Source organism: Dankookia rubra, assembly GCF_004355005.1.
GTDB classification, from domain to species: Bacteria; Pseudomonadota; Alphaproteobacteria; order Acetobacterales; family Acetobacteraceae; genus Paracraurococcus; species Paracraurococcus ruber_A.
Genome location: NZ_SMSJ01000112.1, coordinates 1 through 14703, shown reverse-complemented (window position 1 = coordinate 14703; position 14703 = coordinate 1). Strand labels below are relative to the sequence as shown.

10 protein-coding genes are annotated in these 14703 nt (G+C 69.2%); 9 read left to right on the top strand and 1 reads right to left on the bottom strand.

Features of this window, described 5'->3' with window-relative positions; all coding sequences use genetic code 11:
• Window positions 1-1887 (bottom strand): FUSC family protein (locus E2C06_RS32000; RefSeq protein ID WP_165982795.1); only part of this gene is annotated, 1887 nt, incomplete at its 3' end.
• Between the two features lie 262 nt (window positions 1888-2149).
• Here E2C06_RS32000 and rplK point away from each other — a divergent pair.
• From rplK to E2C06_RS31955, 9 genes are all read left to right on the top strand, one after another.
• Complete coding sequence (gene rplK / locus E2C06_RS31995) at window positions 2150-2584, top strand: 50S ribosomal protein L11 (RefSeq protein ID WP_133292629.1); 435 nt, start codon at window positions 2150-2152, stop codon at window positions 2582-2584.
• Window positions 2585-2587: 3 nt separating this feature from the next.
• Window positions 2588-3286 carry a 50S ribosomal protein L1 gene (gene rplA / locus E2C06_RS31990; protein ID WP_133292628.1) on the top strand — a complete coding sequence of 233 codons (699 nt, stop codon included), beginning with the start codon at window positions 2588-2590 and terminating at the stop codon, window positions 3284-3286.
• Between the two features lie 339 nt (window positions 3287-3625).
• On the top strand, window positions 3626-4150 hold the full coding sequence (gene rplJ, locus E2C06_RS31985) for a 50S ribosomal protein L10 (protein ID WP_133292627.1): 525 nt from the start codon (window positions 3626-3628) through the stop codon (window positions 4148-4150).
• A gap of 116 nt (window positions 4151-4266) precedes the next feature.
• On the top strand, window positions 4267-4650 hold the full coding sequence (gene rplL, locus E2C06_RS31980; protein ID WP_133292626.1) for a 50S ribosomal protein L7/L12: 384 nt from the start codon (window positions 4267-4269) through the stop codon (window positions 4648-4650).
• A 225-nt stretch (window positions 4651-4875) separates the two neighbouring features.
• Complete coding sequence (rpoB, locus tag E2C06_RS31975) at window positions 4876-9057, top strand: DNA-directed RNA polymerase subunit beta (protein WP_133292625.1); 4182 nt, start codon at window positions 4876-4878, stop codon at window positions 9055-9057.
• A 97-nt stretch (window positions 9058-9154) separates the two neighbouring features.
• Window positions 9155-13396: a DNA-directed RNA polymerase subunit beta' gene (gene rpoC, locus E2C06_RS31970; RefSeq protein WP_133292624.1), complete on the top strand. Its 4242-nt coding sequence runs from the start codon at window positions 9155-9157 to the stop codon at window positions 13394-13396.
• Window positions 13397-13710: 314 nt separating this feature from the next.
• Window positions 13711-14082 (top strand): 30S ribosomal protein S12, encoded by a 372-nt coding sequence (gene rpsL / locus E2C06_RS31965; RefSeq protein ID WP_111472698.1) that lies wholly within the window; start codon window positions 13711-13713, stop codon window positions 14080-14082.
• A 12-nt stretch (window positions 14083-14094) separates the two neighbouring features.
• A complete protein-coding gene (rpsG, locus tag E2C06_RS31960; protein WP_133292623.1) occupies window positions 14095-14571 on the top strand; it encodes a 30S ribosomal protein S7 in 477 nt (158 codons plus the stop codon).
• Between the two features lie 21 nt (window positions 14572-14592).
• On the top strand, window positions 14593-14703 hold a 111-nt coding region (locus E2C06_RS31955), incomplete at its 3' end, for a GTP-binding protein (protein ID WP_133292622.1).

Genomic DNA, 14703 nt, shown 5'->3' with positions numbered 1-14703 from the left:
GTCCAGCCGGGCCAGCACCGCCCCTGGCGCCGCCTGGTCCCGCGCCCGGGCGGCGACCGCGGCCAGCGCCGCCTCCACCGCCTCGCGCGCCCTCGGCGGCAGGCGCGGCGCCGCCTCCCGCAGGCGCACCACGTTCACCGCGGCGCGCAGCTCGGCCAGCTCGGTCACGTCGAGCGTCTCGGCATCGGCCGAGCCGATCCGGCCGGCGAGGAATTCGAAGCGGTCCAGCATGGCCGCGACGCTGCGGCGGAGGTCGGCCTGGCGGCCCTCGGTCAGCCGCGCCAGGTCGCGCCGGTCGGCGGCGACCAGCCGGCGCAGCCGCCATTCGATGCCGAAGGCGCGGACCAGCCGCGTGCTGACCAGCCCCGCGGCGAAGCCTGCCAGCAGCGCCAGCGCGCCGTTCACGTAGGCTGCGAACTCGGCCGCATAGACCTCCTGCAGCGAGATCAGCGCGACGGTGTTGACCATGACCGGCAGCGCCATGCCGATCCGCGCGGGCTGCGCGTGCAGCGCCCCAAAGGGCAGGTACAGGACGGCCAGGGCGAAGGCGAGCAGCGGGAAGCCGTCGATCGCCGGCAGCACGGCGAACAAGTAGGCCGCCGCCAGCACGGCGGCGAAGCTGGTCCAGCCGAGGAACTTGGCGATCGCCGGGGCCGGGTCGTCGAGCTGGGCGAACATCGCGGTGGAAACGGCGGCCATCATCGTCGCGGTGCCGCCCTCCGGCCAGCCGGTCGCCACCCAGGCCAGGTCGCAGGCGAGGATCGCCAGCACCGAGGCCAGGCCGGTCAGCCCGACCAGCAGCGGGTCGGTATGCCCGCTGGTGACCGGCGCCGCGGCCTCGCGTGGCGCGGCGGCCAGTGCCCCGGCGCCGGGCTCGAGGGCGAGGGCCTGGGACCAGGTCTCGACCAGCTCGTCCAGCCGGGCCAGCAGGCCCTCCCGCAGCAGGCCGGGCCAATCGCCGCCGGCCGCGGCGGCCTCGCGCCCGGCGGCCCGCAGCCGGGCGAGCAGCGCCGGCGCCGCGGCCCGGGCGGCGGCGCGGCTGTCGGGATCGGCGGTCGCCGTCAGCCAGGCCGCGGTCTCCTGCAGCAGCGGGGCGAGTGCTGCCCGCGCCGCCGGCGCGTCCTGCCGCAGCGCCCGGGCGCGGTCGGCCACCGCCGAGATCATCGCCGGCACCGTCCGCGCCCGGGCCCTGAGCGCCCGCACCCAGGCAAGGCCGGCGCGGTGCTGCGCCGCCTCGTAGCGGGTCTCCTCGAACAGCACGTCGAGCGCGGCGCCGTCGCGGGCGACGCGGCGGCGGTCGGCGATGAAGCGGCTCTCCTCCATGCGGCCGGTCAGCGCATCGGCGCCGAACCGGGCCATGCCGCCGATCCAGGTCTCCAGCCGGGCCAGCAGGACGGGCGTGGCGGGGCGGGGGAAGACCTGGTCGGCCAGCGTGGCGCAGGCGATGCCGAGGCCGATCTCCTCGACCCGCGCCAGGGCGGTGTCGAAGACCGCGCCCGGCGCATCGACGCTCGGGAAGGCGATCAGCGCGGCGGTGAAGCCGGCCAGGCGGAAGGCATAGCTCCGCGGCGTCGGGTCATAGAGCGAGCCCATGGTGCAGCCGGCGACCCAGAGCGCCAGCACCGCCACCAGCAGCGACGGCGTATCCACGAGGTTGGGAACGGTGGCGACCGCGAAGGCGCCGCCGGCCAGGGTGCCGAGGAAGCGGGCCAAGCCCTTGGCCCGCAGCGCGCCCGAGAGCGGCTGGATGACGATGTAGACCGTGCCGACCGCCCAGTAAGGGCGCGGCAGGTCGAGCCAGAGCGCGAGCCAGAGCGCCAGCATGGCGGCCGCGAAGGAGCGGACGGAAAACAGCCAGTCCCGCCAGCCGGGTAGGGTCGCAAGCACGCAGCAGAGCCTCCGCCGCGCAGGGCGGCCGCGGCGTTGACGCTTCGGGACGGGGAAAGGATGCATCGCGGCTGGACGAGGGCAGGGTACCCGTCCCGGGCCGCCGCGGCGGCGGACCGGTTTCCGCTTGACTCCGCCGGCCGGGGCGCCCATACGCGCCCGCTCACTTGATCGGGACGCGGGAGGCGCCCGGTTCCTCGCCTGTCCTGGGCATGGGAACCGGCGCCGCAGGCACCGCGGCTCCCTGGCTCCAGGGATTATTATGGCGAAGAAGATCGTAGGCTACATCAAGCTGCAGATCCCTGCAGGCAAGGCGAATCCCTCGCCGCCGGTCGGCCCGGCGCTGGGCCAGCGCGGCCTGAACATCATGCAGTTCGTGAAGGAATTCAACGCGGCGACGCAGCAGATGGAGCCCGGCACCCCGACCCCGGTGGTGATCACGGCCTTCTCCGACCGCACCTTTTCCTTCGTCACCAAGACGCCGCCCAACACTTACTTCCTGCTGAAGGCGGCGAAGATCGAGAAGGGCAGCACGACGCCGGGCAAGGGCCCGAATGTCGGCCGGGTGACCAAGACCCAGCTGCGCGAGATCGCGGCGGTGAAGATGAAGGACATGAACGCCAACGACGTGGAGGCCGCGGTGCGCATGCTCGCCGGCTCGGCCCGCGCGATGGGCCTCACCGTGGTGGAGGGCTGAGGCATGGCCAAGCAGGGCAAGCGCCTGAAGGCGATCTACGCCGGCTTCGACCGCGATGCGGTGGTGCCGCTGGTCCAGGCCATCGGCTTGGCCAAGGCCAATGCCAAGGCAAAGTTCGACGAGACGATCGAGATCTCGATGAACCTCGGCATCGACCCGCGCCATGCCGACCAGATGGTCCGCGGCGTGGTCGGCCTGCCGAACGGCACCGGCAAGACGGTGCGCGTGGGCGTCTTCGCCCGCGGCGCCAAGGCCGAGGAGGCGCTGGCCGCCGGCGCCGACGTGGTCGGCGCGGATGAGCTGGCCGCCGCGGTGCAGGAAGGCAAGATCGACTTCGACCGCTGCATCGCCACGCCCGACATGATGGGCCTGGTGGGCCGGCTCGGTAAGATCCTCGGCCCGCGCGGGCTGATGCCGAACCCCCGGCTCGGCACCGTCACCATGGACGTCCGCGGCGCGGTGACCGCGGCCAAGGCCGGGCAGGTCGAGTTCCGGGCGGAGAAGGCCGGCATCGTGCATGCCGGCATCGGCAAGGCCTCCTTCGAGGAGGGCCAGCTGCTCGAGAACGCGCGCGCCTTCATCGAGGCGATCCAGCGCGCCAAGCCGACCGGCGCCAAGGGCACCTATGTGAAGAAGGTGGCCGTGAGCTCCTCGATGGGGCCCGGCGTGAAGGTGGACGTGGCGACCCTCGCCTCCGCCTGAACGGGTCCGCCGGCCGCGAGGCTGGCAGCCTGATGAAGATACGCCCGCCGCAAGGCGGGCGGGCAGGGGAGGGCTGGTCCCTCCCCGAAACCTGTCCGAGACCGCGCGTAGCCCCCGGGGACCTCCCTTGGGGGCTTTGATGGAGCCTGCTCCGCCAGCGGTAGACGGGGTGCCGAGGAATTCGTGCCGCACCGGGCCCGCCCCGGACGGCATGCATGGCTTGGTGGTCCGGCTCAGACAGGCGAACCAGGGCGCGTCGCGGCATGGTGCCGCGGCGGGCCCGCGTGTGAACCGGCCGGGGCCCCTCCACAAGGTGCCGGTCATCGTTGGAGACGGGATTTGGACCGCACGGAAAAGCGCGAGTTCATCGCCCAGCTCTCTGCCGTCTTCGCGGATACCTCCTTCGTGCTCGTCGCCCAGAACAAGGGTCTGACGGTTGCGGACGTGAGCGAGCTGCGTCGGCGCATGCGGAGTGCTGGTGCGACGTACAAGGTCGCGAAGAACCGGCTGGCCACCCTCGCCCTCGACGGCACCCGCTTCCAGGGCGTCTCGCCGCTGCTGAAGGGACCGACCGCGCTTGCGTGGGCCCGGGACCCGGTGGCCGTGGCGAAGACCGCCGTGGAGTTCGCCAAGGTGAACGACAAGTTCGTGATCCTGGGCGGGGCGCTCGGCGTGCAGACCCTCACCCCCGACGGGGTGAAGGCGCTGTCCGAGCTGCCCTCGCTCGATGCCCTGCGCGCGCAGCTCCTGGGTCTGATCCAGACCCCGGCGACGCGCATCGCGGGCGTGCTGCAGGCCCCTGGGTCGCAGCTGGCGCGGGTGTTCAGTGCCTTCGCGAAGAAGGACGAGGCTGAGGCCGCCTGAGGACGCAAGTCCGCCGGACCTAATATGTAACCAGGATGGGGCGCTTCGAAAGACCAAGCGTGGTCCTGGGTGTTGCAAACACCAAGCCAAGCCATTAGATCAAGAGGTACACAGACATGGCCGAACTCGCAAAGCTCGTCGAGGAGCTCTCTGCCCTGACCGTCCTGGAGGCCGCCGAGCTCTCCAAGATGCTGGAAGAGAAGTGGGGCGTCTCCGCCGCGGCTCCGGTCGCGGTGGCGGCGGCGCCGGCTGCTGGCGGCGGTGCCGCCGCCGCGCCGGCCGAGGAGCAGACGGAATTCACCGTCACCCTGACCGCGGCGGGCGACAAGAAGATCAACGTGATCAAGGAGATCCGCACCATCACCGGGCTCGGGCTGAAGGAAGCCAAGGATCTGGTCGAGGGTGCGCCGAAGGTCGTCAAGGAGAGCGCCTCCAAGGAAGACGCGGCGAAGATCAAGAAGGTGCTGGAAGAGAACGGGGCGACCGTCGAAGTCAAGTAAGGTCGCCTTCAGGCTATCCCCCGGGGGCGGCAGTCCGTCGCCGCCCCTGGGATCCAGACTGCGGAGGTACGGGCGGGAACCCCTCGGGTTGCCGTCCGCGCTTCCGTTTCTGCGCTCCGCGGCCCCCGCCGCGAGTGCGGGACACGGGGCGGACAGGATTTTGGTGGGCGCCGGGCAGCGCGGCCGGTTTGGCGCTGCGACGGGCGGAAGGGATACGGGACAGGCATGAACGCTATCACGAAGTCGTTCACCGGGCGCAAGCGCATCCGCAAGAGCTTTGGCCGGCTGCCCGAGGTGGCGCCGATGCCGAACCTCATCGATGTGCAGAGGGCTTCCTACGAGGCCTTCCTCCAGATGGAAGTGAACCCCGACGCGCGGCTGCATGCCGGGTTGCAGGAAGTGTTCAAGTCCGTCTTCCCGATCGACGACTTTGCGGGCCGGGGCCGGCTGGAATTCGTCCAGTACGAGCTCGAGGAGCCGAAATACGACGTCGAGGAATGCATCCAGCGCGGGCTGACCTTCGCCGCGCCGCTGAAGGTTCGCCTCCGGCTGATCGTCTGGGACGTGGATGAGGACACGGGCTCTCGTTCCGTTCGCGACATCAAGGAGCAGGACGTCTACATGGGCGACATGCCCCTGATGACGGACAACGGCACCTTTATTATTAACGGCACCGAGCGCGTCATCGTTTCCCAGATGCACCGCAGCCCGGGCGTCTTCTTCGACCACGACAAGGGCAAGACCCACAGCAGCGGCAAGTACCTGTTCGCCGCGCGGGTCATCCCCTATCGCGGCTCCTGGCTCGACTTCGAGTTCGACGCCAAGGACATCTGCTACGTCCGCATCGACCGCAAGCGGAAGCTGCCGGCCAGCACCCTGCTGCTCGCGCTCGACAGCGCCGCGACCGAGGCGAAGCGAATCGAGAAGGGTGCTGCGGCGCTCGAGCCGAACGAGATCCGCGGCATGGATGCCGAGGAGATCCTGAACGAGTTCTACGGCCAGGTCGCCTTCACCCGCGGCGCCAAGGGCTGGTCTCGCCCCTTCGATCCGGACGCCTTCCGCGGCATCAAGCTGCAGGAGCCGCTGATCGACGCCCGCACCGGCGAGGTGGTGGCCGAGAAGGACGCCAAGCTGACGCCGCGCGCGGCGCGCAAGATCGCCGAGGGCGGCACCACGGAAGTGCTGGTCGGCCGCGGCGACCTGCTCGGCCGCTTCGTCGCCGAGGACCTGGTGGACATGAACACCGGCGAGATCTGGGCCGAGGCCGGCGAGGAGCTGACCGAGGCGAAGCTCGCGGTGATCGAGAATGCCGGCGTCGAGCGGCTGCCGACCCTGGCGATCGACCAGTCGGTCGGCCCCTGGATCCGCAACACCCTGACGGTCGACAAGAACACCAACCGCGACGAAGCGCTGATGGACATCTACCGGGTCATGCGCCCGGGCGAGCCGCCGACGCCGGAGACCGCCGAGACGCTGTTCCGCGGCCTGTTCTTCGACGGCGAGCGATACGACCTCTCCTCGGTCGGGCGGGTGAAGATGAACATGCGCCTCGGCTTCTCCGCCGAGGAGGTGCCGGACACCATCCGCACGCTGCGCAAGCAGGACATCATCGCCACGGTCCGCGTGCTGCTGGACCTGAAGGATGGCCGCGGCCAGATCGACGACATCGACAATCTCGGCAACCGCCGGGTGCGCTCGGTCGGCGAGCTGATGGAGAACCAGTACCGCGTCGGCCTGCTGCGCATGGAGCGCGCGATCAAGGAGCGCATGGGGTCGGTCGACATCGACACCGTCATGCCGCACGACCTGATCAACGCGAAGCCGGCGGCTGCCGCCGTGCGGGAGTTCTTTGGCTCTTCGCAGCTCAGCCAGTTCATGGACCAGACCAACCCGCTCTCCGAGGTGACGCACAAGCGCCGCCTCTCGGCGCTTGGCCCGGGCGGCCTGACCCGCGAGCGCGCCGGCTTCGAGGTGCGCGACGTGCATCCGACGCATTACGGCCGCATCTGCCCGATCGAGACGCCGGAAGGCCCGAACATCGGCCTGATCAACTCGCTCGCCACCTTCGCCAAGGTGAACAAGTACGGCTTCATCGAGACGCCCTACCGGCTGGTGCGGGACGGCAAGATCGTCGGCGACCCGCGCTACCTCTCGGCGATGGAGGAGGAGCGCCTCGTCGTCGCCCAGGCGGATGCCGAGGTCGACGCCGATACCGGCGAGTTCAAGTCGGAGCTCGTCTCGGTCCGCCAGGGCGGCGACTTCCGCCTGGTGAAGCCGGAGGAGGTGACGGCGATCGACGTCTCGCCGAAGCAGCTGGTTTCGGTCGCCGCGGCGCTGATCCCGTTTCTCGAGAACGACGACGCCAACCGCGCGCTGATGGGCTCGAACATGCAGCGCCAGGCGGTGCCGCTGGTGCGCGCCGACGCGCCGCTGGTCGGCACCGGCATGGAATCCGCGGTGGCGCGGGATTCGGGCGCGACCATCGTCGCCAAGCGCGACGGCGTGGTCGACAGCATCGACGGCGCGCGCATCGTGGTGCGGGCGACGGGCGACGACGGCACGACGCGCGGCGTCGACATCTACCGGCTCCGCAAGTTCCAGCGCTCCAACCAGTCCACCTGCATCAACCAGCGCCCGCTGGTGAAGGTGGGCGACGGCGTCCGCACCGGCGAGATCATCGCCGACGGCCCGTCGACCGAGCTGGGCGAGCTGGCGCTGGGGAGGAACGTGCTCGTCGCGTTCATGCCCTGGAACGGCTACAACTTCGAAGACAGCATCCTGATCTCCGAGCGGATCGCGCGCGACGACGTCTTCACCTCGATCCATATCGAGGAGTTCGAGGTCATGGCCCGGGACACCAAGCTGGGCCAGGAGGAGATCACCCGCGACATCCCGAACGTGGGTGAGGAGGCGCTGCGCAACCTCGACGAGGCGGGCATCGTCTATATCGGCGCCGAGGTGCAGCCGGGTGACATCCTGGTCGGCAAGGTGACGCCGAAAGGTGAATCGCCGATGACGCCGGAGGAGAAGCTGCTCCGCGCCATCTTCGGCGAGAAGGCCTCCGACGTCCGCGACACCTCGCTGAAGCTCCCCCCCGGTGTCGCCGGCACCATCGTCGACGTCCGCGTCTTCAGCCGCCGCGGCGTCGACAAGGACGAGCGCGCGATGGCGATCGAGCGCGCCGAGATCGAGCGGCTCGCCAAGGACCGCGACGACGAGAAGGCGATCCAGGAGCGCAGCTTCCACAGCCGGATGCGCGAGCGCCTGCTGAACCGGAAGGCCTCCGGCGGCTTCCGCGGCGTGAAGGCCGGCACCGTCATCACCGACGAGGTGCTCGAGCAGTTCGCCAAGGCGACCTGGCGCCAGATCGGCGTGCAGGACGACGCGGCGATGGTCGAGATCGAGGCGCTGAAGCGCGAGTTCGACGCCGCCGTCGAGCGCCTGCAGAAGCGCTTCGAGAGCAAGGTCGAGAAGCTGCAGCGCGGCGACGAGCTGCCGCCCGGCGTGATGAAGATGGTCAAGGTCTTCGTCGCGGTGAAGCGGAAGCTGCAGCCGGGCGACAAGATGGCGGGACGCCACGGCAACAAGGGCGTGGTCAGCCGCGTCGTGCCGGTGGAGGACATGCCCTTCCTCGAGAACGGCACCTCGGTCGACATCGTGCTGAACCCGCTCGGCGTGCCGTCGCGGATGAATGTCGGGCAGATCCTCGAGACCCATCTCGGCTGGGCCTGCGCGACGCTCGGCCGCCAGGTCGGCGAACTGGTCGAGGAATACCGCCGCAGCGGCGCCATGCGCGACGAGCTGATGGAGCATCTCCGCACCACCTATGGCGAGGAGGTCTTCCAGCGCGACATCGCGCCGATGGACGACGACCAGCTGATCGAGCTGGCGGAGAACCTGAAGAAGGGCATCCCCATCGCGACGCCGGTCTTCGACGGTGCCCGGATGGCGGACATCGAGGGCATGTTGACCCGGGCGGGGCTCGATACCTCCGGCCAGGTCTGGCTGACCGATGGCCGCACCGGCGAGGTCTTCGAGCGCAAGGTGACCGTCGGCATCATCTACATGCTGAAGCTGCACCACCTGGTGGACGACAAGATCCACGCCCGCTCGATCGGCCCCTACTCGCTGGTCACCCAGCAGCCGCTGGGCGGCAAGGCGCAGTTCGGTGGCCAGCGCTTCGGCGAGATGGAGGTCTGGGCGCTGGAAGCCTATGGCGCCGCCTATACCCTGCAGGAGATGCTTACGGTGAAGTCGGACGACGTCTCGGGCCGTACCAAGGTCTACGAGGCCATCGTCCGCGACCAGGACAACTTCGAGGCCGGCATCCCCGAGAGCTTCAACGTCCTGGTCAAGGAGCTGAAGTCGCTCGGCCTCAACGTCGATCTCGAGACCCGCGGCAACTGACCGCGACGCCCCGGCACCCCGGTGCCGGGGCAGCCCCCTATCGGATGCGCGGCCGCCCCCTTTCGCGGGCGGCAGGCTGGACCACAAGGAAGGCCGCATGAACGAGCTGATGAAGATCCTGGGCCAGACCGGCCAGGCGATGACCTTCGACCAGATCAAGATCTCCATTGCCAGCCCGGAGCAGATCCGCTCCTGGAGCTACGGCGAGATCAAGAAGCCCGAGACGATCAACTACCGCACCTTCAAGCCGGAGCGGGACGGGCTGTTCTGCGCCCGGATCTTCGGGCCCATCAAGGACTACGAGTGCCTATGCGGCAAGTACAAGCGGATGAAGTTCCGCGGCATCATCTGTGAGAAGTGCGGCGTGGAAGTCACGCTGGCCAAGGTCCGGCGCGAGCGCATGGGCCATATCGAGCTGGCCAGCCCCGTCGCGCATATCTGGTTCATGAAGTCGCTGCCCTCGCGCGTCGGCCTGATGGTCGACATGTCGCTGAAGGAGCTTGAGAAGGTCCTCTACTTCGAGAGCTACGTCGTCCTCGAGCCTGGCCTGACGGACCTGAAGCTGCACCAGCTTCTGACCGAGGACCAGTACCAGACCAAGATGGACGAGTTCGGCGAGGATGCCTTCACCGTCGGCATCGGCGCCGAGGCAGTGAAGCAGATGCTGACCGGCATCGACTCCAACAAGGAGGCGACCCGGCTGCGCGTCGAGCTGAAGGAGACGACCTCCGAGGCCAAGCGCAAGAAGCTGGTCAAGCGGCTGAAGCTGATCGAGGCCTTCGCCGAGTCCGGCGCGCGCCCGGATTGGATGATCCTGGGCGTGATCCCGGTGATCCCGCCCGAGCTGCGCCCGCTGGTGCCGCTGGACGGCGGCCGCTTCGCGACCTCCGACCTGAACGACCTGTATCGCCGCGTCATCAACCGGAACAACCGGCTGAAGCGGCTGATCGAGCTGCGCGCGCCGGACATCATCGTCCGGAACGAGAAGCGCATGCTGCAGGAGGCGGTGGACGCGCTGTTCGACAACGGCCGCCGCGGCCGCGCCATCACGGGTGCCAACAAGCGCCCGCTGAAGTCGCTGTCCGACATGCTGAAGGGCAAGCAGGGCCGCTTCCGGCAGAACCTGCTGGGCAAGCGCGTCGACTATTCCGGCCGCTCGGTCATCGTGGTCGGGCCCGAGCTCAAGCTGCACCAGTGCGGCCTGCCGAAGAAGATGGCGCTCGAGCTGTTCAAGCCCTTCATCTACTCGAAGCTCGAGAAGTACGGCCACGCCACCACCATCAAGGCCGCCAAGCGGATGGTGGAGAAGGAGCGGCCGGAGGTGTGGGACATCCTCGAGGAGGTGATCCGCGAGCACCCGGTCATGCTGAACCGGGCGCCGACGCTGCACCGCCTGGGCATCCAGGCCTTCGAGCCGATCCTGGTCGAGGGCAAGGCGATCCAGCTGCACCCGCTGGTCTGCACCGCCTTCAACGCCGACTTCGACGGCGACCAGATGGCGGTGCACGTGCCGCTGTCGCTGGAAGCGCAGCTCGAAGCCCGCGTGCTGATGATGTCGACCAACAACATCCTCAGCCCGGCCAACGGCAAGCCGATCATCGTGCCGAGCCAGGACATCGTGCTCGGGCTCTACTACCTCAGCCTGGAGACGCCGGAATACCGCGCCGCCGGCGCCCGGACCGAGGCGGTCCGCGCGCTGATCGCCAGCGCCGATGCCAAGCAGGGCAAGGACCTGACGGCCGAGGAGCTGGAGGCGCTGAACTTCCGCCCGCAGGTCTATCGCGGCCTGGGCGAGGTGGAGCAGGCGCTGGCCGCCGGCGCCATCAGCCTGCACACCGCGATCCATGCCCGCGTCCCGGCTCCGGTCGAGCCGGGCGACAAGACCATGACCACGGTGATGACCACCGCGGGCCGCCTGATGATGGGCGCCCTGCTGCCGGTCGACCCGCGCACGCCCTATGGCCTGATCAACCGGCAGCTGACGAAGAAGTCGATCTCCGACGTCATCGACACGGTCTACCGGCATTGCGGCCAGAAGGAGAGCGTGATCTTCGCCGACCGGCTGATGGGGCTCGGCTTCCGCCAGGCGGCCAAGGCCGGCATCTCCTTTGGCAAGGACGACATGGTCATCCCGGACAGCAAGCCGGAGATGATCGGCAAGACCAAGGCCGAGGTGAAGGAGTTCGAGCAGCAGTACCTCGACGGCCTGATCACCGCCGGTGAGCGCTACAACAAGGTGGTGGACGCCTGGTCGCGCTGCACCGAGGAGGTGGCGCAGGCGATGATGAAGGAGATCTCGAAGCAGGAGGCGGGCAAGCCGACCAACTCGGTCTGGATGATGTCCCATTCCGGCGCGCGCGGCTCGCCGGCGCAGATGCGCCAGCTGGCCGGCATGCGCGGCCTGATGGCCAAGCCGTCGGGCGAGATCATCGAGCAGCCGATCATCAACTGCTTCAAGGAAGGCCTGACCGTGCTGGAGTACTTCAACTCCACCCACGGCGCCCGCAAGGGCCTGGCCGACACCGCCCTGAAGACGGCGAACTCGGGCTACCTGACGCGGCGCCTGGTCGACGTGGCGCAGGACTGCATCATCGTGGTGCCGGATTGCGGCACGGAGCGCGGCATCACCGTGCGGGCCGTGATGGATGGCGGCGAGGTCATCTCCTCGCTGTCCGAGCGGATCCTCGGCCGGACCTCGCAGCGCGACGTGCACGACCCAGTAACGGGCGAGCTGCTGCTGCCGCGCAACACGCTGATCGAGGAGCCGGACGCCGAGCGCATCGAGGCCGCGGGCGTGGAGGAGATGTACATCCGCTCCGTCCTCACCTGCGATGCGGGCTCGGGCGTCTGCGGCCATTGCTATGGCCGCGACCTCGCGCGCGGCACGCCGGTGAATGTCGGCGAGGCGGTCGGCGTCATCGCCGCGCAGTCGATCGGCGAGCCCGGCACTCAGCTGACGATGCGCACCTTCCACATCGGCGGTGCGGCGCAGCGCGGGGCCGAGCAGTCGGCGGTCGAGGCGACCTCGGACGGCACGGTAAAGATCGCCAACCGCAACGTCGTCGCCAACAGCTCCGGCGCGCCGATCGTGATGAGCCGCAACTGCGAGATCATCCTGAGCGACGCCCAGGGGCGCGAGCGGGCGCGCTACCGCGTGCCCTACGGCGCCCGGCTGCTGACGGACGAGGGCGCGGCGGTGACGCGCGGCCAGAAGCTGGCGGAGTGGGACCCCTTCACCCTGCCGATCATCACCGAGCGCGCGGGCACGCTGGAGTTCGCCGACCTGATCGAGGGCGTCACCCTCTACGAGGAGACCGACGTCGTCACCGGCCTGTCCTCGAAGGTGGTGCGCGAGCCGGTCGACAAGGCGCGCAACGCCAACCTCCGGCCGCGGCTGCTGCTGCGCTCGGAGGACGGGCAGGTGCAGCAGTACTTCCTGCAGCCGGCCTCGGTGCTGAACGTCGAGAATGCCGGCGTGGTGAAGGCTGGCGACATCCTGGCCCGGCTGCCGCGCGAATCCTCGAAGACGCGCGACATCACCGGCGGCCTGCCGCGGGTGGCGGAGCTGTTCGAGGCGCGGCGCCCGAAGGACCACGCGATCATCTCGGACATCGACGGCCGGGTCGAGTTCGGCAAGGACTACAAGGCGAAGCGCCGCATCCTGGTCGTTCCCGACCAGGTCGGCGACGAGCCGCCGGTGCCGCGCGAATACCTGGTGCCGAAGGGCAAGCACGTCTCGGTGCAGGAGGGCGACTACGTCAAGGCGGGCGACCCGCTGGTCGACGGCCCCCGCGTGCCGCACGACATCCTGCGCGTGCTGGGTGTCGAGGCGCTGGCGAACTACCTGGTCAACGAGATCCAGGACGTCTACCGGCTGCAGGGCGTGAAGATCAACGACAAGCACATCGAGGTCATCGTCCGGCAGATGCTGCAGAAGGTGGAGATCCTCGACGCCGGGGACACCACCTTCCTGATCGGCGAACAGGTCGACCGGCTGGAGTTCGAGGCCGAGAACGACAAGCGCCTGGCGGCGAAGGAGCGGCCCGCCCGGGCCGAGCCGGTGCTGCAGGGCATCACCAAGGCTTCGCTGCAGACCACCAGCTTCATCAGCGCCGCCTCCTTCCAGGAGACGACGCGGGTGCTCACCGAGGCCGCCACGGCGGGCAAGGTGGATACGCTGGCCGGCCTCAAGGAGAACGTCATCGTCGGCCGGCTGATCCCGGCGGGCACGGGCTCCGTGATGAACCGCCTGCGGGCGCTGGCGGCGCAGCGCGACCGCACGCGCCTGCCGAATTCCCCGGCATTGCCGGAACCGGCGGGGCAACAGGCGGCGGAGTAATTCTGCCGTTACTGCATCGAGTTCGGCCGGGTTCCGCAAGGAACCCGGCCTTTTTCTTAACAAGGCGCCGCATCGCTTGACTCGGTGCCAGGGCGCTTGTAGTTAGCCGTCCCTTGGCACGGCCGGGCGCAGCGGCGCTCGGGATGCCAGGTGTTTGGTCCACAACGCTGCGCGTTCGGCACCGCGGCCCCTCGTTGGGGTTGCACCAGGTCGGGGGCAGGTCAGGGCGCCTGCAGGGGAGCGTGACGCTCATCCTGCGGGCAAGTTGTCCTTTTGCGGCTGCGGGACGGACGGACGGGATTCGAAGGGGCGTCATGCCGACGATCAACCAGCTCATCGCCCAGGGGCGCGAGCCGAACGCGAAGCGGAACAAGGTTCCTGCGCTGCAGGCATGCCCGCAGAAGCGCGGCGTCTGCACGCGCGTCTATACGACCACGCCGAAGAAGCCGAACTCGGCCCTCCGTAAGGTTGCCAAGGTGCGCCTGACGAATGGCTATGAAGTGGTGAGCTACATTCCCGGCGAGGGGCACAACCTGCAGGAGCACTCGGTGGTGCTGATCCGGGGCGGTCGCGTGAAGGACCTTCCCGGCGTGCGCTACCACATCCTTCGCGGCGTGCTCGACACCCAGGGCATCGCCAAGCGTCGTCAGCGCCGGTCGCTGTACGGCGCGAAGCGGCCGAAGTAAGGAGAGGCCCGGATGTCTCGCCGCCATAGCGCGCAGAAGCGCGAAGTCCTGCCGGACCCCAAGTTCGGTGATCTGGTGCTCAGCCGTTTCATGAACGTGCTGATGTACGACGGCAAGAAGAGCACCGCCGAGCGGATCGTCTATGCCGCCATGGATACGCTGAAGCGCCGCGTCGGCCCGCAGGGCGATCCGCTGCGGCTGTTCCATGAAGCCATGGACAACGTGAAGCCGGCCGTCGAGGTCCGCAGCCGCCGTGTCGGTGGCGCGACCTACCAGGTGCCGGTGGAGGTTCGCCCCGAGCGCCGCCAGGCGCTGGCGATCCGCTGGCTGATCGAGGCCTCGCGCAAGCGCGGCGAGAACACGATGGAAGAGCGCCTTTCCGGCGAGCTGATGGACGCGGCGAACAACCGCGGCACGGCCGTCAAGAAGCGCGAAGACACGCACCGGATGGCGGAGGCGAACAAGGCCTTCAGCCATTACCGCTGGTAACCGGATCGAAGGACGACGACGATGGCGAAGGCGAAATTCGAGCGGACGAAGCCGCACTGCAACATCGGGACGATTGGTCACGTTGACCATGGCAAGACGTCGCTGACGGCGGCGATCACCAAGATCCTGGCG

Coding starts and splice junctions, on each gene's coding strand:
- rpoC (WP_133292624.1), top strand. CDS start 9,155: ATGAACGAGCTGATGAAGATCCTGGGCCAGACCGGCCAGGCGATGACC.
- rplK (WP_133292629.1), top strand. CDS start 2,150: ATGGCGAAGAAGATCGTAGGCTACATCAAGCTGCAGATCCCTGCAGGC.
- rplA (WP_133292628.1), top strand. CDS start 2,588: ATGGCCAAGCAGGGCAAGCGCCTGAAGGCGATCTACGCCGGCTTCGAC.
- rpsG (WP_133292623.1), top strand. CDS start 14,095: ATGTCTCGCCGCCATAGCGCGCAGAAGCGCGAAGTCCTGCCGGACCCC.
- rpoB (WP_133292625.1), top strand. CDS start 4,876: ATGAACGCTATCACGAAGTCGTTCACCGGGCGCAAGCGCATCCGCAAG.
- rplL (WP_133292626.1), top strand. CDS start 4,267: ATGGCCGAACTCGCAAAGCTCGTCGAGGAGCTCTCTGCCCTGACCGTC.
- rpsL (WP_111472698.1), top strand. CDS start 13,711: ATGCCGACGATCAACCAGCTCATCGCCCAGGGGCGCGAGCCGAACGCG.